Raw genomic sequence first — 21,058 nt, 5'->3', positions numbered from 1 at the left:
CGCGTGACCGGTCCCGCGCCGCCGCTCAGTCGAGCGTGGCCAGCCAGCGCAGCAGGCCGCGTACGCCCCACCCGGTCGCACCCTTGGTCAGCTCGGCGTCGTCGCCCTCGGCCCAGGACGGCGCGGACATGTCCACGTGCACCCACTGCTCGCGCAGCTCGCCGGTGAACTCGCGGAGGAAGAGCGCCGCGGTCACCGAGCCGGCGCCGGCGGCGGGCGAGCTGTGCAGGTCGGCCAGGTCGCTGCCGAGGTGTTCGAGGTAGTCGGCGGCCAGCGGCATTCGCCAGGCCGCCTCGCCGGCCGCCGCGATGGCGGCCAGCAGTTCGTCGGCCAACTCGTCGTTGTCGCTGTAGAGCGCGCCGGTGCGCTTGCCCAGCGCCACCGCGTTGGCGCCGGTCAGGGTGGCCAGGTCGACCAGCAGGTCGGGGCGCAGCTCGGCGGCCGCGTACGCGAGGGCGTCGGCGAGCACCAGTCGGCCCTCGGCGTCGGAGTTGGTGCTCTCGCTGGTCAGCCCGCCGTAGTGGCGGATGATGTCGCCCGGGCGGAAGGCGGACCCGCTGACCATGTTCTCGGCCAGCGGCGCCAGCGTGGTGACCCGCACCGGCAGCCCCAGCCTGGCGGCGCCCAGGGTGGCGGCGATCACGGCGGCGGCGCCGGCCATGTCCTTGCGCATCAGCTTCATCGCGTCCCGGGGCTTGATCGAGATGCCGCCGGTGTCGAAGGTGATGCCCTTGCCGACCAGGACGACGTGGCGCTTCGCGTCGGCCGGCCGCCAGTCCAGCTCGACCAGGCGGGGGCCGCTGGCCGAACCGCCGCCCACCGCCAGGATGCCGCCGAATCCCCCGGCGGCCAGCTCCTCGGGGCCGCGTACCCGCAGGTGCAGGTCGGGCGTGCCGGCGGCGGCGGCCTCGACCTGGCCGGCGAACCACTGCGGGTTCTTCACCGAGGACGGGGTGTTGGTCAGGTCCCGGGCCAGCCGGGTCGTCTCGGCGGTCGTCCGGGCCAGGTCGACCACCGCCCGGTACGCCTCGGCGTCGGCCACCAGCAGGTCGACCTCGCGCAGCGCCGGGGCCTCTCCGGCCTCGGTCAGCCGGAACCGGTACGAGGCGAGCAGCAGCCCCTCGACCAGGCCCCGGACCGCCGCCGGGGCGCCGTCGGGCAGCGCCACGACGATCCGTGGCTCGGCCCGGGCGGCCCGGGCCAGTGCCGCGCCCGCGACCCGCCACCCGTGCTCGTCGCCGTCGCCGACGCCGAGCAGCAGCAGCCGCTCCGGCGTGCGGGTCGGGCGCAGATGTTCCCGGGTCTGTCCGGCCCGGCCGGTGAGCCGGGCGGCCGGGGCCAGCGCGGCGGCCTCGGCCAGGACGTCGTCGGGAAGCGCCGACGGGGTCGGCACCAGCTCGGCGGAGGCTCCGACGTCGGCCGGCCCGCCGGGTCGGACGGGCAGGACGAGAGTGTCGAGCCGCTCCGGCCCGGTGGTCAGACGGATCGCCAGCACGCTGGACCGTACCTCCGAAAAGATCATGGGCGGGCAACTCCGGGCCCGCACCAGGGTGTGAAGGCCCTGAGCCACCGGCGGAGGCCGGTGGCTCAGGGATTGACGAATCGCCCGGACACAGCTGCCGCCCGGTACGCGCCGTCGATCAGCCGGCGGCTGCCTTCAGCGCGTCGCCGAGCGCGGTGGCCTCGTCGGGAGTCATCTCGACGACGAGCCGGCCACCACCCTCCAGTGGGACCCGCATGACGATGCCGCGGCCCTCCTTGGTGACTTCCAGCGGACCGTCGCCCGTCCGCGGCTTCATCGCCGCCATGTTGTCTCCCCTCAGACCTACACCTGGGTCGGTGGGTTGCCCCACAGCCTCTTCGTCGTAAACCGCCGCAGCCTTCGCGGGGGTGTCGACCAACGATTTTCCCTGATGAACACCGCCGGACCCAAACCGAAGCTGCATTGATGTAACAGCATCTAGCTTATCTTGAGAAGGCCTGTCACAATGTGCGGTCATGCAGGCACGGTCGGCACTCTTCGACCTGTACGGCGACCACCTCCGGCCGAGGGGTGGCCGCGCACCGGTCGCCGCCCTGGTCAAACTGCTGTCGCCGCTCGGGATCGCCCCTCCGGCGGTGCGCACCGCGGTCTCCCGGATGGTCCGCCAGGGCTGGCTCGACCCGCTCCGGTTGGCCTCCGGACCCGGATATTCGATCACACCAAAAGCGGCCCGGCGACTGGACGAGGCAGCCGCCCGGATCTACCGGACCGGACGGGTCAGCTGGGACGGCCGGTTCGACCTCCTGGTCCTCCAGGCCCCCACCACCCGGCGGGAGCGGCAGCGGCTGGCCGCCAACCTGAGCTACCTCGGCTACGGCACCCTCGACGAGCAGACCTGGGTGGCCACCCGTCCGGGCGAGGACGTGGACGTGCTGCTCACCGAGGCGGGGGTGCGCTACGAGCGGTTCAACGCCGCCCACCACGCGGGCACCGCGGGGGCGATGGGCGTGGTCCGCCGGGCCTGGGACCTGGCCGAGATCGGGCAGGCCTACGAGCGGTTCGTCGCCGAGCAGCGCCCGCTGCTGTCCGGGGTGACCGTGCGCAGCGGCGACGAGGAGGCGTACGCCGCCCGGTTCCGGCTGGTGCACGCGTGGCGTACCTTCCTCTTCCGGGACCCGCAGCTGCCCCCGGCGCTGCTGCCCGAGCGCTGGCCCGGCACCGCCGCGGCCAGCTTCTTCGACCGGCACGCGGCCCGGCTCCGGCCGGCCGCTGACCGGTACGTCGAGCAGTGCCTCGACGCCGCCGACCGGACCGCCCGACAGAAGGGTCGTTAGAACGTGACCGAGCCGCTGCTCGTCGACCGCACCGACGCCGTGGTGACCCTGACCCTCAACCGCCCCACGGCGATGAACTCGCTCGACGTGGCGCTCAAGGAGGCCCTCCGGGACACCCTGGCCGAGCTGGAGACCGACCGCTCCTGCCGGGCGGTGGTGCTCACCGGGGCGGGCGGCTCGTTCAGCGCGGGGCAGGACCTGCGCGAGCACGTGCAGACCCTGGAGACCGGCGCGACCAACCCGTTGGACACCGTGCGCGCCCACTACAACCCGATCGCGGCCCGGCTGGCGAACCTGCCCAAACCGGTCGTCGCGGCGGTCCGGGGGATGGCCGCCGGCGCCGGCGCCTCGCTGGCCTTTCTGGCCGACTTCCGGATCGGCGGCCCGAAGACCCGCTTCCTGATGGCGTTCGCCGGGGTCGGGCTCGCCGCCGACACCGGCGCCTCCTGGACGCTGCCCCGGCTGGTCGGCCACGCCAAGGCCGTCGAGCTGCTGATGCTCGCCGAACCGGTCTCCGCCGACGAGGCCGGCCGGCTGGGCCTGCTGAACACGCTGGTCGACGACGACGAGCGGGTGCTGCCGGCCGCGCAGGAGCTGGCCGCCCGGCTCGCCGCCGGCCCGACCGTCGCGTACGCGGCGATCAAGCGGCAGCTCTCCATCGCCGACGCCGGCACCCTCGCCGACGCGCTGGCCGCCGAGGCGCAGGCCCAGGCGATCTGCGGCGCCACCGCCGACCACCGGGCGGCGACCATGGCCTTCGTCGAGAAGCGGAAGCCGGTCTTCGAGGGCCACTGACCGCCCTCGCGGGGCGCCCGGTCAGCGGGCCACGTAGCCGCCGTCGATCGGGATGGTGTGGCCGGTGATCCAGGCCGCGTCGTCCGAGGCGAGGAAGAGCACCACCCCGGCCACGTCGTCCGGGGTGGGGATGCCGGGCTTCGGGTTGAACGACTCCATCTGCCGGCGCAGCTGGCCCGGGTCCGGGGCGCTGTCGATGAAGTGCTCGACCAACGGGGTCAGCACCACCGTGGGCGCGACCGCGTTGACCCGGACGCCGCGGGCCGCGTACTCGATCGCCGCGGAGCGGGTCAGGCCGATGATGCCGGCCTTGGTGAAGGTGTACGGGGAGATGTTCTCCTGGGCGGCCAGCGCGGTGGTCGACGAGGTGTTGACCACCGCGCCCCCGCCGCCCCGCAGCAGCGCCGCGATGCCGTACCTCAGCACGTGGAAGACGCCGTCGCCGTTGATCCGGCGGACCCGCTCCCAGTTCGCCACGTCCATCTCGTGCAGCGGCTGCTGCTGCCCGTCGATGCCCGCGTTGTTGAAGATCACGTCGAGCCGGCCGTACCGCTGCATCGCGTCCGCGACGCCCTGCTCCACCGAGGCCGCCTCGCCGGTGTCCACCCCGACCGCCCAGCCGTCCGGCAGTTCGGCCGCGACCTGCTCGGCCCCGTCCCGGTTGATGTCCGCGACCACCACCTTGGCGCCCTCCGCGGCGAACCGGCGGGCCGTGGCGGCACCGAGCCCGGAGGCGCCACCGGTGACGAACACGACCTTGTCCTGGAACCGCATCGGATCCCCCTCGGCGCGGGCCGGCGGCCGCCGGCCGTCCCCCGCACGGTAACCGGGGGCCGGTGGCTCAGTCGTCCTCTTCGGGATCCTGGTTGGCCACCTCGCCCAGCACGAACGCCTGCATGGCCAGCTCCTCGCCGGTCGGGGAGACGAAGGCCGGCAGCTCGCGGGGGCCCAACTCCTGGACGTACGACCAGAACAGGCCGACCGCCTCCGCCGGGGAGGCCGCCTCGATCGGCAGGTCCAGGCTGACCAGCCAGGACCGGCGGCGCGGGGGCGGACCCAGCCGGTCGGCCAGCCGTCGGAAGGTCGCCTCGTCCAGCGCGCTGACCGGCCCGGCCAGGGGCAGCTCCGCGACCGGCACCGGCGCGTCGAAGGCCCGCCGCGTGTAGGTCACCAGCAGCGCCACCGGACCCGACTCGGAATCCGGGTCCTCCGGGTCCTCCGGGGCCGCGCGCCCCGCCCGGCCGGCCGGACCCACCCGGCCCAGCGCCACCAGCCGGGGCGGCTCGTCGGCCAGCACCGCGACCCGGTCACCGGGCCGGGGCAGGGCCGCCTCCGCCAGGCCGGTGAGCTCCAGCACGTCGTGGTGGACGAGCCGCTCCGCCTCGTACCGGCCGGGGGGCAGCAGCACCGCCCAGGCACCCGCGCCGGTCGGGCCGCTGCCGTCCGGGTCCGTCGTACCGGTGATCCGGTGGTCGGTGTCGGTCATGCCCGCAATCCCATCACGGCCGGCCGGCGACCCGCCCGGCACGTCGGCCCGACGCCACCCGGATCACGCCCGGCTCGGCACGGGCGCCGGCACGTGGCAGCCGGCCAGGTGATCGTCGACCATCCCGGTGGCCTGCATCAACGCGTACGCGGTGGTCGGGCCGACGAAGCGGAAGCCCCGCTTCTTCAGGGCCTTCGCCAGCGCGGTGGACTCGGGGGTCAGCGCCGGCACCGCCGCGAACGACTCCGGCCGGGCGGCCCGGGCCGGCGGCGCGTACGACCAGAGCAGGGCGGAGAGCCCGGCGGGCAGCTCCAGCGCGGCCCGCGCGTTGGCCACCGCCGCCTCGATCTTGGCCCGGTTGCGGACGATCCCCGCGTCGGACAGCAGCCGGGCGACCTCCGCCGCGCCGTAGCCGGCCACCGCCTCGATCCGGAACTCGTCGAAGGCCAGCCGGAAGGCCGGTCGCTTGCGCAGGATGGTCAGCCAGGACAGCCCCGACTGGAACGCCTCCAGCGTCAGCCGCTCGTAGAGCGCGTCGTCGCCGTGCAGCGGCCGGCCCCACTCCTCGTCGTGGTACGCCGCGTAGTCGGGGGTGCTCGCCCCCCAGCCGCAGCGGGCCAGCCCGTCCGCACCGATCACCAGGTCAGTCACGTCCTACACGGTAGGCGGCCGCACCGACACCCGGTCAGGGCAGGCGGCCCTGCTCCACCAGGCGGCCGAACTTGCGCAGCGCCTGGGTGAGGCCGAACTTCGAGCCCGGCCAGAGCACCGGCCAGGCCACCCGGCCCGCCGGGCCGCCCGGCAGGTGGAACCACTCGTGCCAGACCACCTGGGTGCGGTCTCGCGCCATCGGGGTGCAGCGCAGCACGCCCGGGCCGCGCAGCATCCGGCCGCAGTGCACCACCCCGACCTCGTACGGGGCGTCCACCCGGACCACCCGCATCTCGTCCCGCAGCACCGCGGGCCCGACCGCGGTGACCGCCTCGACCAGGCTGCCCTCGCCGCCGTCACCCTCGACCACCCGCACGGTGGTGAACGGGATCCAGTCGGACTGCCGTTCCCAGTCGGTCAGCGCGGCGAAGACCCGCTCGGCCGGCGCGTCGACGATCACCGTCGCGGTCACCTCGCCGGCCCCGGGCCGGGCGGCCTCGCGCAGGCCGTCCCCGCCCTCCGGGCCGGTCACACCGACTCCGACCGGACCGTCTCGCCGGGCCGCCCGGCCGCCTCCGGAGCGTCGTCCGGCGCCGCCGCCCGGGTCGGCGCCTCCTCGGTCGGGTCCGTCACGGCCGTGGCCGCGGTCCGGTCGGCCGCCCGGGTCGACTCGCCCTCGGTCGGGTCCGCCACGCTCGTGGGCTCGGCCGGGCCGACGGCGGTCGCCCGGTCGGCGCCAGCCCTCTCGGTGGTCGCCCCGGTGGTGGTCGTCCCGGCGGTGCCCGGCCCGGCGCTGGTCGCCTCGGTGGTGGTCGCCTTGGTGGTGGTCGGGGCGCTGGTGTCGCCGTCGCCGGGCCCGTCGCTCGCCCGGTCGGTGACCCGGGCCGCGTCGCCCGCGCCCGCCTCGCCCGCGCCCGCCTCGCCCGCGCCCGCCTCGCCCGCGCCCGTGTCGACCGCGTCCGTGTCGTGCACACCCGCGTCGGCCGAACCCGACTCGGCTGAACCCGACTCGGCCGCAACCGCCTCGACCGCCTGCTCGCGGGCCTGCCGGAGCGCGTCGGCATCCGCCGTGCGCCCCTCGCGGAGCGCCGTGACCTCGGCCTCCAGCACGTCGATCAGCTCCGCTTTGTAGCCGATGTCGTACGCCGCCCTGCGCAGCGCCTGGTCGACCTGGGCCATCCGGTAGCCCCGCAGCGCGGTGTCGAAGCGGACCTCGCCGACGTCCGACTCGCGTAACGGGCGGGTGCCCGGCAGCGGGACCGCGCGCCCGTCCGGCTCGACCGGCGCCAGGCCGGGATCGCGGCCGGAGACCAGCACGGTCACCCCGAACACCACCGCCGCCACGGTCAGCGCGACGACCAGAAGGAGCAGAACCTGACCCATGGAGAGAATCGTGGCATGCGGATCGCGCCGGAGCGACCCCACCACCCGCTCCGGTACCGGGTCGTGCCGTCCGGCCACCGGAACCGCCCGGCGGCGGGAGGCGGCGGTGGACCGGTTAGCGTCGGGGGCACCGGCGGCGTGGCCGACGGCGGACGGGGAGGCGGGAGGCGCGGCATGGCCGGGACGCTGCGGCTGGGTGGGCGGACGTTCGCCCCCGGTGAGCTGGTGGTGATGGCGATCGTCAACCGCACCCCGGACTCGTTCTTCGACCGGGGCGCGACGTTCGCCGCGGACAGTGCCCTGCGGGCCGTCGAGCGGGCGGTGGCCGAGGGCGCCGGCATCATCGACATCGGCGGGGTGAAGGCCGGACCGGGCGAACAGGTCGACGTGGCCGAGGAGATCCGCCGGACCGTGGACACCATCGCCGCCGTCCGGGCCGCCTTTCCCGACGTGGTCATCTCGATCGACACCTGGCGGGCCGAGGTGGCGGTCGAGGCGGTCGCCGCCGGCGCGGACCTGCTCAACGACACCTGGTCCGGGGCGGACCCGGCGCTGGCCCGGGTCGCCGCGCGGACCGGCGCGGGGCTGGTCTGCTCGCACGCCGGCGGGCTGGCGCCGCGTACCCGGCCGCACCGGGCCGCCTTCGACGACGTGGTGGCCGACGTGGTGGCCACGGTGACCGGGCTCGCCGAACGCGCGGTCTCGCTCGGCGTACGGCGGGACGGCATCCTGATCGACCCGGCACACGACTTCGGCAAGAACACCCGCCACTCGCTGGAGATCACCCGCCGCCTCGGCGAGCTGGCCGACACCGGGTGGCCGCTGCTCGTCGCCCTCTCCAACAAGGACTTCATCGGCGAGACGCTGGACCTGCCGGTGGCCGAGCGGCTGGAGGGCACGCTCGCCGCGACGGCGGTCTCGGCCTGGCTGGGAGCCCGGGTGTTCCGCGCCCACCAGGTGGCGCCGACCCGGCGGGTGCTCGACATGGTGGCCTCGATCCGGGGCGACCGCCCGCCCGCGGCCACCCGACGTGGCCTCGCCTGACTGTCCCCCCACACCTGTTAAGCCCTCCTAACAGGTGGTGGGGGTCAACTCCAGCGGAGCACGTTCTTGCGCCACGCGTAGAGGATGCCGAGGGCCAGCACGCCCACGAAGACCGCCATCTCGACCACGGTCACCACCCCGAACCCGGGCCGGTCGAAGACCACCGCCCACGGAAAGAGGAAGACCGCCTCCACGGCGAACAAGACGTAGAAGAAGGCATACACGTAGTAACGGATCTGCACCTGGGCCCAGTCGCCGCCGACCGGGTCGAGGCCGCATTCATAGCTCGCCCGTTTGCCGACGGGTTCGGCCGGTCGGGCAGGACGTAACAACCGATTGGCCGAGAACGCCATACCGAAGAAGGCGACGCCGGCGAGCAGCAACAGCCCGAGCGTCAGGTAAGAGCCCAGGTAACCGGTCACGGTGGGTCAGCCTACCGTGCCGGAACGCGCAGCAGCCCGGACCTGTTACGCATTTGTTTCCATCCGGGCACTAGTGATCTGAGACAACTGTTACCGACGATAAACATCTTCACCCAGAGTCACGGAGGTCAGATGGCGCGCGACGACGACGTACGCCAGGTCGGCCGCGCCGGTCGGCGCAGCGGACCGGCGCTCGCGGTCGCCCTCGCCGCCGCCGGCGTGCTGGCCGCCGCCGCGCTGCCCGGCCCCGCGTCGGCCGCGCCGGTCCACCACAGCGCCGCCGTGGCCGCCGTGGCCGCCGTGGCCGCCGGTCTGAGCGTGGCACCGCCAGACCCGACCACCGAACCGGGCGGCGACGACCCCACCCCGGAGCCGACCGTCACCACCGACCCGGTGCCGACCAGCGCCCCGCCCACGGTGAGCCCGCCACCGGAGACCACCCCGCCGGCACCCACCACCACCGCCCCGACACCGACCACCACCGCTCCCTCCCCCGGCCGGCCGGCGCCCTCCACCACCTCGCCGACCGCGAAGGACCCGGTGCCGTCACCGCCGCCACCGCCGCCGGCCGCGCCGCCCGCCGGCCCGCCGGCCCCGGCGCAACCGCCGCGCGGCGAGCTGGGCGTCCGGGTGACCACCGAGGACTTGGTGCTGGACGACGGGTACTGGAACGCCCGCAGCACGCCGGCCACCCTGCGGGTCACCGTGGCCAACACCGGCACGCTCACCGAGCAGGTCCGGCTCGGCTACACGCTGCCGCTGGGACTGGACGGCGCCGGCACCCCGGGGTGCGCCCCGGTGGGCACCCGCACCTACCGCTGCGGGGAGTGGACGGCCGCGCCCGGCGCCCGGTTCAGCACCCTGGTCCGGGTACGGGTCAACGGCGACGCCTGGCGCCGGATGCCGCTCAGCGGCTCGGTACGGGTCACCGCGTACTCCCCGTCGGCGAGCGGCACGGCCGCCGACGACGAGGGCTTCGCGGTGCTCTTCCCGCCCGGCCCGCCGGTGCCCGGCATCTCGCTGCACGCCGATCCGCTGGCCTTCGACATCACCGGCGCCCCGAGCACGCTCGCCGTCCGGCTGCGCAACACCGGTCGGGTGGACGCGCGGGGGCGGATCGAGCTGACCCTGCCCGCCGGGGTGACCGTGCCGGACCTGCCGGCCGGCTGCACGGCGCAGCCGGATGGGCGTGCCCGGTGCGACGCCGGGCCGGTGGCCGCCGGCAGCAGCGTCGAGCTGCGGTTCACCGTGGCCGCGACCCCGGCGGCGCAGCGGCAGAGCCCGCTGGCCGGCGCGGTCTCCGGCCTGCTCGACCCGCGCAACGGGCCGTCCCGGATGATGCAGATGAGCTTCCGGATCACCGCCGCCGCGGCCCTGACCACGCCGCCGGTCGCCAGGGTCGCGCCGACCGGCTCGCAGGGCGTGCTGGCCGCGGCCGGGCAACGCGGCGCCGACGGCGGCGGCCTGTCGGTACGGCACACCGCCGTCCTGCTGGTCACGGTCTCCGGCCTGCTGGTGGTCCTCGCCCTCGGGTTGGCCACCACGTCGCTGCGCCGGCGGTTCACCGATCCGCCGGCCGCGCCGGCGCCGGGTTCCACCGACTGAGGCCGGGGTTCGCCACCGGGAGCGTGATCTGGATTACGGCGGGTGGCGGCAAACGTCGCGAATCGGCATATTCCATCGTGCGAACCTGTCCCGTACGTCGGGCCTCCGGCGGAGTCGCCCCGGCCATTCGACGTAGGCTCTGACTGAGAAACCAAGCGGGCCGGACCAGCCATCCGTGGGCCGGGCGCAGCGGCGCGTCAGGGAGGTCACGTGGCGGGGCACGGCGGGGTCACCATCATGTTCAGCCGCCCCCGAGAAGGCGCTGGACGAAACGAGGTGCAGGCGTGACCAAGCAGATCCGTCAACTGGACCGGGTGGTCATCCGGTTCGCCGGCGACTCCGGCGACGGCATGCAGTTGACCGGCGACCGGTTCACCTCCGAGACAGCGCAACTGGGCAACGACATCTCCACGTTGCCGAACTTCCCGGCGGAGATCCGCGCCCCCGCCGGGACCCTGCCGGGTGTGTCCAGCTTCCAGGTGCACTTCGCCGACTACGACATCCTCACCCCCGGCGACGCGCCCAACGTGCTGGTGGCGATGAACCCGGCCGCGCTCAAGGCCAACCTGGCCGACCTGCCGCGCGGCGCGGACATTATCGTCAACACCGACGAGTTCACCCGGCGCAACCTGGCCAAGGTGGGCTACGCGAGCAGCCCACTGGACGACGACTCGCTCGCCGGCTACGTGGTGCACCCGGTGGCGCTGACCTCGATGACGGTCGGGGCGCTGGCCGAGCAGGACGTGTCCAAGAAGGACGCCGAGCGGGCCAAGAACATGTTCGCCCTCGGCCTGCTCTCCTGGATGTACTCCCGGCCGTACGACTCCACCCTCCGGTTCCTGGAGCGCAAGTTCGCCGCCCGGCCCGAGCTGGTGGCCGCGAACGTGGCCGCCTTCAAGGCGGGCTGGAACTTCGGCGAGACCACCGAGGACTTCGCCGTCCGGTACGAGGTCAAGCCGGCGAAGATGCCGGCTGGGACGTACCGGAACATCACCGGCAACGCCGCCCTGTCGCTGGGCCTGGTCGCCGCCGGGGTCCGCTCCGGGCTGCCGGTCTTCCTCGGCGCGTACCCGATCACCCCGGCGTCGGACATCCTGCACGAGCTGAGCAAGCACAAGAAGTTCGGCGTGATCACGATGCAGGCCGAGGACGAGATCGCCGCGGTGGGCGCCGCCCTGGGCGCCTCGTACGGCGGCTCGCTCGGGGTCACCACCACCAGCGGTCCGGGCGTGGCGCTCAAGAGCGAGACCATCTCGCTCGCGGTGGCGCTGGAGCTGCCGCTGGTCATCGTGGACGTGCAGCGGGCCGGGCCGTCCACCGGCATGCCCACCAAGACCGAGCAGGCCGACCTGAACCTGGCCCTGTACGGCCGGCACGGCGAGGCGCCGGTCGCGGTGATCGCGCCGAAGTCCCCGTCGGACTGCTTCCACGCGGCCATCGAGGCGGCGCGGATCGCGCTGACCTACCGCACCCCGGTGATCCTGCTGTCGGACAACTACATCGCCAGCGGCTCCGAGCCGTGGCTGCTGCCCGACGTGGCCTCCCTGCCCGACCTGCGGGTCGAGTTCGCCAGCGCGCCCAACGGCGAGGACGGCACCACCTTCCTGCCGTACCTGCGCGACCCGGAGACGCTGGCCCGGCCGTGGGCCGTCCCGGGCACGCCCGGGTTGGAGCACCGGATCGGTGGCCTGGAGAAGGCCGACAAGACCGGCGACATCTCGTACGACCCGGCGAACCACGACTTCATGGTGCGTACCCGGGCGGCCCGGATCGAGACCATCCCGGTGCCGGACATCGAGGTGGAGGATCCGGACGGCGACGCCCGGGTGCTGGTGCTCGGCTGGGGCTCCACGTACGGGCCGATCGGGGCCGCCTGCCGGGGGCTGCGCCAACGCGGGCTCGCCGTCGCCCAGGCGCACCTGCGCCACCTGGCCCCGATGCCGGCCAACCTGGGCGAGGTGCTCCGCTCCTACGACCGGGTGGTCATCCCCGAGATGAACCTCGGCCAGCTCGCCCACGTGATCCGGGCGCGGTACCTGGTCGACGCGATCGGCTACAACCAGGTCCGCGGCCTGCCGTTCACCGCCGCCGAGCTGGAGACGATGCTGGAAGAGGTCCTGAAGAATGTCTGAGCCCGTCGCCCTCAAGCTCACCGCCAAGGACTTCAAGTCCGACCAGGAGGTGCGCTGGTGCCCCGGCTGCGGCGACTACGCGATCCTGGCCGCCGTCCAGCAGTTCATGCCGGAGCTGAACATCCCCCGGGAGAACATCGTCTTCGTCTCCGGGATCGGCTGCTCGTCGCGCTTCCCGTACTACATGAACACGTACGGGATGCACTCGATCCACGGCCGCGCGCCGGCGATCGCCACCGGCCTGTCGGTGTCCCGGCCGGACCTGTCGGTCTGGGTGGTCACCGGTGACGGCGACGCGCTGTCGATCGGCGGCAACCACCTGATCCACGCGCTGCGCCGCAACGTCAACCTGAAGATCCTGCTCTTCAACAACCGGATCTACGGCCTGACCAAGGGGCAGTACTCTCCGACCTCCGAGGTCGGAAAGATCACCAAGTCGACCCCGGTCGGCTCGGCGGACGCCCCGTTCAACCCGCTCTCGCTGGCGCTGGGCGCGGAGGCGACCTTCGTCGGCCGCACCATCGACTCGGACCGCAAGCACCTCCAGTCGGTGCTGCGGGCCGCCGCCGAGCACCAGGGCTCGGCGTTCGTGGAGATCTACCAGAACTGCAACATCTTCAACGACGGCGCGTTCGAGACGCTGAAGGAGCCGGCCACCCGGGACGACTTCCTGATCCGGCTGGAGCACGGGCAGCCGATCACCTTCGGCAAGGACGGCCAGTTCTGCGTCGTCCACCCCCCGGGCGGCTTCGGCCTGGAGGTCCGGGAGACGGCCACCACCGCGGCGGAGGAGATCGTGGTGCACGACGCCACGGTCGCCGACCCGGCGTACGCCTTCGCGCTGTCCCGGCTGCCCGGGCTGGACCTGCGCAACACCCCGATCGGGGTGTTCCGGAACGTCGACCGCCCGTCCTACGACGGCGTGGTGCAGGAGCAGGTGGCCACCGCGAGGGCCAAGGTCACCGAGACCCCCGAGCAGCAACTCGCCGCCCTGCTCGCCACCGGCGACACCTGGACCATCGGCTGATCCACCCGCAACAAGATCCGGACAACGACGAAGAGTGGGCCACTCCCGCGGGAGTGGCCCACTCTCTCCGTGCAGCAGGGGGTCAGGCGCGAGGGGAAGATGTGGTGGTGGCGGACGCGGTCGGGCGGTCGTCACGAACGTGGACCAGCATGTCGCCGGTCTCGATGACCGCGCCGGCCCGGTCCGCCAGGGTGACCACCTTGCCCCGCCGGACCAGCGCGATCACCAGCGACTCCAGCTCGCGTGGAGACCTGCCCACCTCGTGCCGTTCGGCCGAACGCATCGCCAGCGCCATGCCCTGACCCGGGGTGAGCAGGTCCTCCACCACGTCGATCAGGGGCGGCGCCGAGGTGGAGAGACCGAGCAGCCGGCCCGCGGTGGCCGACGAGACGATCACGTGGTGCGCGCCGCTCTGCCGCAGCAACGGGGCGTTCTCCGCCTCGCGGACCGCCGCGATGATCCGGACCTGGCCGGCGGTGAGCTGCCGGACGGTCAGCGCCACCAGCACCGACGCGTCGTCGCTGTCGGTCGCGATGATCACCGACTTGGCGGTACGGACGTGCGCCTCCTCCAGCACCGTGGAGCGGGTCGCCGAGCCCTCGATCGCCACCAGGCCGGCCGAGGTGGCCTGCCGCAGCGCCGCGCCGTTGCGCTCCACCACCACGATCCGCGACTTGTCGAGACCGTTCTCCAGCAGGGCGGTGACCGCGCTACGGCCCTTGGTGCCGTAGCCGCAGATGATGACGTGATCCTTCACGGTCCTCCTCCACCGCGACAGGCGACGGCCGGTCCGGTACTGCTCGGTCAGCACTTCCAGGGTGGTGCCGACCAGGATGATCAGGAAGATCACCCGGGCGGGCGTGATGAGCAGGACGTTCGCCAGCCGGGCCGACTGGGACACCGGGGTGATGTCGCCGTACCCGGTGGTGGAGAGCGACACCACCGCGTAGTAGAAGCAGTCGAGGAGGGTCAGGCCGTCCTCGTTGACGTCGCGGTAGCCGTCCCGGCCGATCCAGACCACGCCGACCGCGAGGAACACCAGACCCAGGGCGGCGAGCAGGCGCAGACTCAGCGCGCTCAGCGGCCCCCGCCGTTGCGCGGGAAAATGGATCACTCTCGGACCCACCCCGCCACCGTCACCTGCACGAGCACAACATAGCCCGTGCCGAGGATTCCGCACGGCGGGGTCGCCGACCGGGGCCGACGCGGCCGACCGGGGCGGGGCATGATGGTGAGGTCGGCGAGGTCGAGGCGCGAGAGCGAGGTCCGCATGTCGTTGCTGCGACGGGTGATCGGCGGGGTGCTGCGGCGGATCAGGCTGCGGCAGCGCCGCACGCTGCGCGAGGTGGCCGAGGCCGCCGGCGTCTCGCTGCCCTACCTCTCCGAGGTCGAACGCGGTCGCAAGGAGGCCTCCTCCGAGGTGCTCGCCGCGATCTGCCGCGCCCTCGGGATCAACCTCTCCGACCTGCTCGAAGAGGCCCGCAACGACCTGCGCCGGGTGGAGCCGCGCATCCCGGCCGCGCCGCGGGCCGGCGCGGGGCGACCGGAGCCGTGGGCTGCCCGCCAGCCGGTCGCCGGCGCGAACGTGCCGGCCGGCCGCCAGCCGGCCGGGCCCGGCGTACGGGTCGGCTTCCATGCCCCTGCGCCCCGGCAGCACCTCGCCCGCCCGACCGCGCCGGCGCCGCAGGTGGGTGCCGCGCTGCCGCACGTGGTGGCCGCGCTGCCCCGCATCGGGGACCCGCTCGGCGCCCCGCCGGCGGCGCGGCTCGGCTCGCCGGTGGGCGGGGCCGGGCTGCGGGTGTGGCTGACCGCCTCCGCGCCGGCCGGGCGCACCGGTCCGCGTACGTCGGCGGTGCTGGCCCGGCGGCGGGCCCGGGCGCGCCGGCGGCGGCTGACCGCCGGATAGCCGGCGCGGTTCTGCCCACGGCGGATCTGCCCCCGGCAGAACCGCTGGGGCCCTGGCCACACCGCGCCGCAGGCTGGAGGGGCCGGTCCCGGGGCGGCGTAGGTCGCCCGCCGGCGCGGAGGGCGGTCGTGATGTTCGACAACGGCGTACGGATGTTGGACGGTGGCCAGCCGTCCTTCGGTGACCAGGTGTTCGAGCGGCTGCTGCGGGAACGCATCGTCTTTCTCGGCACCGAGGTCACCGACGGGTCGGCGAACCAGATCTGCGCCCAGATCCTGCTGCTCGCGGCGGAGGACAGCGACCGCGACATCACGCTCTACATCAACTCGCCGGGCGGCTCGGTCACGGCGGGGATGGCCGTCTACGACACCATGCGCTATGTGAAGAACGACGTGGCGACCCTGGCGCTGGGGCTGGCCGGCTCGATGGGGCAGTTCCTGCTCTGCGCGGGCGCGGCGGGCAAGCGGTTCGCGCTGCCCCACTCGCGGATCATGATGCACCAGCCATCCGGCGGCTTCGGGGGCACCGTCGCGGACATCACCATCCAGGCCGAGAACATGCTGCACGTCAAGCGGACCATGCAGGAGCTGATCGCCCGGCACAGCGGCCGTACGTTCGAGGAGATCCAGCGCGACTCGGACCGGGATCGCTGGTTCACCGCCGAGCAGGCCCGCGAGTACGGCCTGATCGACCAGGTGATCAGCTCGGCCGTCGAGATCGGTCGCTGACCGGCCGGCCGGCACGGGGGGCCGGCGCCGGAGGGCGGCCGGCGGGGAGGACCCGCCGGCCGGTGCGGCACCTCGATCGCCCGGTCGCAGCGGATGTCGACCCCCTGGTTGAAGTACGAGTAGACGCCGAGTCCCCACGCCTCGTGCCGGCGCACGTGATCGGCGACCTGGTACGAGGCCCAGCCCCGGCCGTTCGGGCCGGACCAGGCGGCCTGGCTCGGCGGGTCGTAGGGCAGCTCGCTCTGGTAGAAGACGGTCCGCCCGCGCTCGCCGTTCCACACCGTCTGGTACCGCTGGTAGTGCTCGACGAAGAGCCCGTACGCGGTCACGTCGTCGCCGTTGACCACCACGCCGGTGGTGGCGGTGTTGGCATCCCAGCCGATGCCGTCGCCGTGGTCGCCACGCCACGCCCAGATGTTGTCCACGATGGTGTGGTCGCTGTTGACGACCAGGCTGGTCCGGGCCCGGCCGACCCACGGTCCGCCGATCCGGAAGAAGACGTCGTGCAGCGAGGTCGGGTTGCCGGCGGCGGTGCGCCGCCCGTGTTCCCGGCCCACCTCGACCAGCACCTCGGACTCGACCGGGCCGGCGTCGACCAGCACCCCGGCGATCCGCACCCCGGGCACGTCCTCGATCCGCAGCGCGGCGTCCCCGGTGGCGGGCGCCAGGCTGGGCATGCCCAGGCCGAGCACGACGGTGTCCGGGTGCTTGACCCGCAGCGCCCGGTCCAGGTGGTAGACGCCGGGGGTGAGCAGCAGGTGCCGGCCGGGACGGGACAGTTCCTGGTTGATCCGCTTGGCGCTGTCCGTGGGCCGGGCCAGGTAGAAGTCGCTCAGCGGCAGCGACCGGACGGCCCCGGCCCCGCCGGCCCAGGTGGTGTGCGGCCGGCCACGAGGTCAGAGGTGAGGACGACGAGTTGCCGGGTGGCCCGGGTCATCGCCACGTAGCGGTCGACTGCGCCCTCGACACCGGTGCCGAACGCCTCGGGGTCGACGAGGACGACCAGGTCGAACTCGAGCCCCTTCGCCAGCTCGGGAGTCAGCGAGCGGACCCGGGCCGTCTCGCGGAACGTGGGATCGCCGATGACACACGCCGTCCCCTCGGGGTGCGCGGCGAGCCAGTCGTCGAGGATCCGGCCCAGCTCCGACGCGGACCCGTGCCCGACGGGCACCTCGCCGTCGCGGACGGACGTCGGCACGTTGGCGTCCGGCAGCACGGCCCGGATGACCGGCTCGGCCTCCGCCATGACCTGCTTCGGCGTCCGGTAGTTGATGCCCAGGGAGGCCAGGCTGATCCGGTCGAACCCGACCCGGGCGAGCCGTTCCTGCCACGACTCCGGGAACCCGTGCCGGGCCTGGGCGCGGTCCCCGACGATGGTGAAGCTGCGCGACGGGCAGCGGAGCAGCAGCATCTGCCACTGCGCGTCGGTCAACTCCTGGGCCTCGTCCACCACGATGTGCGCGAACGGGCCGGCGAGCCGGTCCGGGTCGGTGTGGAGCAGTGCGTCCTCGTCGACCAGGGCGTCCCGCAGGTCCTGTCCGTGCAGCATCGTCAGCACCCCCTCCCCGTCGTCGTACGCGTCGGCCTCGATCAGGTCGTCGACGACCGTGGCCATCCGGGCGCGTTCGGCGGCGACGGCTGCCTCGTGGCGGCGCCGGCGTGCGGACGCCTCCCGGTCGCCGAGCCGCTGACGCGCCGCGTCCAGCAGCGGCAGGTCGGCCACCGTCCAGGCCCGGGGGTCGTCGCGTTGCAGCTTCCGGATCTCGTCGACCGTGAGCCAGGGGGCGCACCGACGCAGGTACGCGGGAACCGACCAGAGATCGGCGACGAGGTCGGTCGGGTCGAGCAGCGGCCAGGCCCGGCTGAACGCGGTGGCCAGCTCGCGGTCGCGCAGCAGCGACCGGCGGACCAGCTCCGCCGGTTCGTCGCCGGAGTACTTGTCGACCAGGATGGTGAGCAGTTCCGCCCAGATCTCGTCGCGCGCCTCGTTGTGCGGGGTGCCGGGGCCCGGCGCCTGGAACGCCTCGGCCCAGTCGCCGGCACTCAACCAGATGTCCGAGTCGTCGGTCGGGACCGTCATGCCCCTGGCCGGCGGCTCCTCGTAGAACCGGACGGCCGCCTCGACGGCCCGCACCAGGTCCGCGGACGACTTCAACCGGGCCACGTCCGGGTCGGTCTCGACCCCCGCCGTGGCCCCCTCCGGGACGAGGTCCCGCAGGGTGCAGATCTGCACGTCCTCCTCCCCGAGGCTGGGCAGGACATCGGAGACGTACGCCAGGTAGGGCTGGTGCGGGCCCACGAACAGCACCGCACCACGGCGGCGGCCCAGCCGAGGATCGGCGTAGCGGAGGTACGCGGTGCGGTGCAGGGCGACGACCGTCTTCCCCGTACCCGGACCGCCGTCGACGACGAGCGCGCCGCTCGACCCGGCGCGGATGATCGCGTCCTGGTCGGCCTGGATGGTGCCGAGCACGTCCCGCATCCGGTGCGACCGCGAGCCGCCCAGGCTGGCGATGAAGGCGGACTGGTCGTCGAGCGCGGCGTGCCCGACCAGCCCGTCCGCCGTGAACACCTCGTCCCAGTAGTCGCTGATCCGGCCCCGGGTCCAGCGATACCTGCGGCGGCTGGTCAGGCCCATCGGGTTGGCGTGCGTCGCACCGAAGAACGGCTCAGCCGCCGGGGTACGCCAGTCGAGCAGCAACCGGCGGCCGGCGCCGTCGATGAGGCCGAATCGACCGACGTACACGGGCTCCTCGCCGTCCGCGACCATGCGCCCGAGGCACACGTCCAACCCGAAGCGACGCAGGGCGCGCAGCCGAGTGGTCAGCCGGCGGACCTCCTGGTCCCGGTCCAGCGCCCGGCGGCCCTTGCCGCCAGCCTCCCGGCGGGCGGCGTCGAGCCGGTCGGACAGGTCGGCGATCGACCGCTGGAGGCTCTCCGCGACGGCCGCGAAGTGCCGCTCGTCGGCGGCGATCAATGCCGGGTCGGCCTTGGCGGCGAGGCGGCCGGGAAGGTCGAACGCACTCTTGGTCATGTCGTACGTCGGCAACTCGCGCATCTCGCGCATCTCGCGTCCCCCATTTGCGTAGATTCTGCGCTTCGGCCGACGATTGTGCGCCAGAACCGGGGCCTTGCCACAAGCCCCCGGTCGCGCTATACGTTAAGAGTGGCAGGGATTTTCCCCTGCCTTTTTGATGCGAAGCCCTCGCTCCACTCGTCGTGGCCGAGCGGGTAGCCCGCGACGTAGAAGCAGTCCGGTTCCTCGCGGAAGCCCGGCGGCGCCCTGGCTTGCCGCGTCCGCACCTCGGCTCACGCGTCCGGCGTCACACTCCGCCCTGGTCCCAGACCAGCTCGCCGGCTTCGTCCAGATGGGTTGCGGCCGCCCGTCGAGCGACCGCACATGCCAGAGCAGGAAGACCTCCATGCGGCCGGACGTCATCCAGGCGCGTGAAGCCTGCTCAATCGGCTTGCGTCGCGCGCCGCCCGTGCCCGCCGGCTACTCGCCGATGGCTGGCCCGTCGGAGCCGGCCTGGCGCTTGGCCCGCCAGTCGGGCTGTCGCCCCGAGGCGGCACTGGAGGCAGCCAGGGAAGCACCTCGTCGGGCACCGGGCGACGCTGACCGAACGGCCGGACGTGATTGTTGATCAAAGGTGTGACCTGGTGCCCCCGGCAGGATTCGAACCTGCGACACACGGTTTAGGAAACCGTTGCTCTATCCCCTGAGCTACGAGGGCGCGAGGGCCCAGTCTAGCGACCTGGGCGTTCACCTGGGGTGGCAGGGAGTGGCCCACGTTCACCCACGTTCCCCGGACCACCGTTCTCCCAGCCCAGGAGCACACCCCGAGCACACGAACCCCGGTTTGCGACCGGCGGTCGGCTGCGGTGACCCGCGTTGGCACCGGTTGCCCCCCGTTGGCATCCGTTGGAGAGCACACACTGCGCACATCATCGAGGGTCATGACTACGCTGCCCCGCCAGGGGCCCGCCAGCAGGCAGGAGTGTGGCTCGGCGGCAATCTCCGGCGAGCAGGTCGTCGAGGTAGTTTGGCGCGCCCACACTGATCTGGCCGTGCGCGCCGCGGCGGACAACCAGGGCAATGGCACTCGGGCCAGGTGGCGACTGCGCCGACGGTGAGCCTCATCGTGATCAAAGGGGGCCTGAGCAGGCCCGCAGCGGCGTGTCGGTGTTCCAGGAGGACGAAGCTCGCGGTAGGACAGTAGTCGACCAAGACGCACCGCCCAGCACGGGAGCTTCGTTGCTGAACTGTTCTGCCAGCATCCCGCTGTCCACGCGCAGCCTGACCCGCCGTCCGAGCTGATCAGCAGCCGCCACCGCGCGCTGCGCGGCCGTTGGCGTCGGCTGCCCGCGCCGCAGCAGGCGCTGATGACCCTGGCCACCTGCGCAACAGCGATACCCTCACCCGCCCCGCGACCGTGAGCGCCCTTCAGTAAGCACCAATGGGCTGAAAGCAGAGCAAACCGGCGGCCGGGTGTCGGGTTAGCGACGATATGCCCGCAGGCGCCGGTGCCTCTCGAAGGCGCCGCTCGCGGCCGTCGACATCGCCGTGCGCCGTCTGCCCACTCTGGTGATCGCCATAGCGGCAGCGGCGGTCTTCGCCATCCTCGGTGCCGAGGCGGCCATGGCCGCTGACGGGCGGCGGATCGTCATCGCTGCCGCGGCCGGCGCGGCGGTCGGCGGCGGATACCTGCTGCTCGCCCTCCTCGCCGGCAGCGGCATGGGACTCGGCGAGGTACGGCTCGCCGCTCAAGTGGCTGGCAAGCAGCTGCTGGAGCGGCTGCTGATGTGGCAGGCGCACTCATTCCCGGAGCCCGTTTAACTCGAAGCGTCTCCAGAATGAAGAGCTTCAGCAGGACACGATACGTTCGCGGGTGGGGCGTAACCAAGGTCAAATGGAGGGCATCCGTTAGCCGCAATCGCAGCTACTCACTGAGCCTTTCCGAGTAACGGTTGGTGGCGTTGGGTGATCACGTTGTGCGGTCGTGGTCGATGTGGAGCAGGACCAAGGCGGCAGCGGTGATCCGGCCGATGCTCCAGGGACACA

Annotated in this window: 18 protein-coding genes, 1 tRNA gene and 1 pseudogene; 9 read left to right on the top strand and 11 right to left on the bottom strand. The window is 73.4% G+C overall.

From position 1 onward, the window contains the following. Positions 1-25: 25 nt before the first annotated feature. A complete protein-coding gene (locus AB0H57_RS16135) occupies positions 26-1,495 on the bottom strand; it encodes a leucyl aminopeptidase family protein (RefSeq protein WP_357507134.1) in 1,470 nt (489 codons plus the stop codon). A gap of 145 nt (positions 1,496-1,640) precedes the next feature. Beyond that, on the bottom strand, positions 1,641-1,808 hold the full coding sequence (locus AB0H57_RS16130; protein WP_013283866.1) for a DUF3117 domain-containing protein: 168 nt from the start codon (positions 1,806-1,808) through the stop codon (positions 1,641-1,643). A gap of 190 nt (positions 1,809-1,998) precedes the next feature. On the opposite strand from AB0H57_RS16130, the gene AB0H57_RS16125 reads away from it, so the two are divergent. Next, positions 1,999-2,817, top strand: coding sequence for a PaaX family transcriptional regulator C-terminal domain-containing protein (locus tag AB0H57_RS16125; protein WP_357506995.1), 819 nt, complete (start codon positions 1,999-2,001; stop codon positions 2,815-2,817). A gap of 3 nt (positions 2,818-2,820) precedes the next feature. Further along, positions 2,821-3,612 carry an enoyl-CoA hydratase-related protein gene (locus tag AB0H57_RS16120; protein ID WP_357506993.1) on the top strand — a complete coding sequence of 264 codons (792 nt, stop codon included), beginning with the start codon at positions 2,821-2,823 and terminating at the stop codon, positions 3,610-3,612. A gap of 21 nt (positions 3,613-3,633) precedes the next feature. Here the strand turns inward: AB0H57_RS16120 and AB0H57_RS16115 are convergent, their stop codons facing one another. The 5 genes and pseudogenes from AB0H57_RS16115 to AB0H57_RS16095 form a co-directional block, all read right to left on the bottom strand. Next, positions 3,634-4,386 carry an SDR family NAD(P)-dependent oxidoreductase gene (locus AB0H57_RS16115; protein ID WP_357506991.1) on the bottom strand — a complete coding sequence of 251 codons (753 nt, stop codon included), beginning with the start codon at positions 4,384-4,386 and terminating at the stop codon, positions 3,634-3,636. 67 nt (positions 4,387-4,453) lie between these two features. Beyond that, complete coding sequence (locus AB0H57_RS16110) at positions 4,454-5,098, bottom strand: hypothetical protein (RefSeq protein ID WP_357506989.1); 645 nt, start codon at positions 5,096-5,098, stop codon at positions 4,454-4,456. 63 nt (positions 5,099-5,161) lie between these two features. Continuing rightward, on the bottom strand, positions 5,162-5,749 hold the full coding sequence (locus AB0H57_RS16105; RefSeq protein ID WP_357506987.1) for a DNA-3-methyladenine glycosylase I: 588 nt from the start codon (positions 5,747-5,749) through the stop codon (positions 5,162-5,164). A 34-nt stretch (positions 5,750-5,783) separates the two neighbouring features. Further along, complete coding sequence (locus tag AB0H57_RS16100) at positions 5,784-6,281, bottom strand: SRPBCC family protein (protein WP_357506985.1); 498 nt, start codon at positions 6,279-6,281, stop codon at positions 5,784-5,786. A gap of 500 nt (positions 6,282-6,781) precedes the next feature. Then, positions 6,782-7,132 (bottom strand): annotated as a pseudogene (locus AB0H57_RS16095) (DivIVA domain-containing protein); the annotation flags it as partial. 174 nt (positions 7,133-7,306) lie between these two features. Here AB0H57_RS16095 and folP point away from each other — a divergent pair. Next, complete coding sequence (gene folP, locus AB0H57_RS16090; RefSeq protein ID WP_357506983.1) at positions 7,307-8,176, top strand: dihydropteroate synthase; 870 nt, start codon at positions 7,307-7,309, stop codon at positions 8,174-8,176. A gap of 44 nt (positions 8,177-8,220) precedes the next feature. Here the strand turns inward: folP and AB0H57_RS16085 are convergent, their stop codons facing one another. Beyond that, positions 8,221-8,598: an NADH-quinone oxidoreductase subunit A gene (locus AB0H57_RS16085; RefSeq protein WP_357506981.1), complete on the bottom strand. Its 378-nt coding sequence runs from the start codon at positions 8,596-8,598 to the stop codon at positions 8,221-8,223. Between the two features lie 132 nt (positions 8,599-8,730). On the opposite strand from AB0H57_RS16085, the gene AB0H57_RS16080 reads away from it, so the two are divergent. The 3 genes from AB0H57_RS16080 to AB0H57_RS16070 all read left to right on the top strand — a co-directional run bounded on the left by AB0H57_RS16080 (position 8,731) and on the right by AB0H57_RS16070 (position 13,362). After that, the gene (locus AB0H57_RS16080; RefSeq protein ID WP_357506979.1) at positions 8,731-10,203 is read left to right on the top strand and encodes a hypothetical protein; all 1,473 of its coding nucleotides are present in this window, start codon (positions 8,731-8,733) and stop codon (positions 10,201-10,203) included. Positions 10,204-10,487: 284 nt separating this feature from the next. Further along, on the top strand, positions 10,488-12,335 hold the full coding sequence (locus tag AB0H57_RS16075) for a 2-oxoacid:acceptor oxidoreductase subunit alpha (protein ID WP_357506977.1): 1,848 nt from the start codon (positions 10,488-10,490) through the stop codon (positions 12,333-12,335). Further along, positions 12,328-13,362 (top strand): 2-oxoacid:ferredoxin oxidoreductase subunit beta, encoded by a 1,035-nt coding sequence (locus AB0H57_RS16070; protein ID WP_357506975.1) that lies wholly within the window; start codon positions 12,328-12,330, stop codon positions 13,360-13,362. The genes AB0H57_RS16075 and AB0H57_RS16070 overlap by 8 nt, the downstream gene beginning before the upstream one ends. 82 nt (positions 13,363-13,444) lie before the next feature. On the opposite strand, the gene AB0H57_RS16065 is transcribed toward AB0H57_RS16070, so the two are convergent. Then, entirely contained in the window at positions 13,445-14,476 is a 1,032-nt protein-coding gene (locus AB0H57_RS16065; RefSeq protein WP_357506973.1) for a potassium channel family protein, read from the bottom strand. Positions 14,477-14,632: 156 nt separating this feature from the next. Between AB0H57_RS16065 and AB0H57_RS16060 the strand changes: the two genes are divergently transcribed. Together AB0H57_RS16060 and AB0H57_RS16055 are read left to right on the top strand one after the other, a co-directional pair. Continuing rightward, positions 14,633-15,268 carry a helix-turn-helix transcriptional regulator gene (locus AB0H57_RS16060; RefSeq protein WP_357506971.1) on the top strand — a complete coding sequence of 212 codons (636 nt, stop codon included), beginning with the start codon at positions 14,633-14,635 and terminating at the stop codon, positions 15,266-15,268. A 131-nt stretch (positions 15,269-15,399) separates the two neighbouring features. Next, a complete protein-coding gene (locus AB0H57_RS16055; protein ID WP_357507132.1) occupies positions 15,400-15,996 on the top strand; it encodes an ATP-dependent Clp protease proteolytic subunit in 597 nt (198 codons plus the stop codon). Positions 15,997-16,828: 832 nt separating this feature from the next. On the opposite strand, the gene helR is transcribed toward AB0H57_RS16055, so the two are convergent. Both helR and AB0H57_RS16045 read right to left on the bottom strand, forming a co-directional pair. Continuing rightward, a complete protein-coding gene (gene helR, locus AB0H57_RS16050) occupies positions 16,829-19,030 on the bottom strand; it encodes an RNA polymerase recycling motor ATPase HelR (protein WP_357507130.1) in 2,202 nt (733 codons plus the stop codon). 624 nt (positions 19,031-19,654) lie between these two features. Further along, positions 19,655-19,730: transfer RNA gene (locus AB0H57_RS16045), tRNA-Arg, on the bottom strand. A gap of 851 nt (positions 19,731-20,581) precedes the next feature. On the opposite strand from AB0H57_RS16045, the gene AB0H57_RS16040 reads away from it, so the two are divergent. After that, positions 20,582-20,833, top strand: a complete 252-nt coding sequence (locus AB0H57_RS16040) for a hypothetical protein (protein ID WP_357506969.1) — start codon at positions 20,582-20,584, stop codon at positions 20,831-20,833. The last annotated feature ends 225 nt before the right edge of the window (positions 20,834-21,058 follow it).

This window comes from Micromonospora sp. NPDC050686 (genome assembly GCF_040654475.1).
Classification (GTDB): Bacteria; Actinomycetota; Actinomycetes; order Mycobacteriales; family Micromonosporaceae; genus Micromonospora.
The sequence above is the reverse complement of the archived record's forward strand: the minus strand, read 5'-3'. Positions and strand labels throughout refer to the sequence as shown.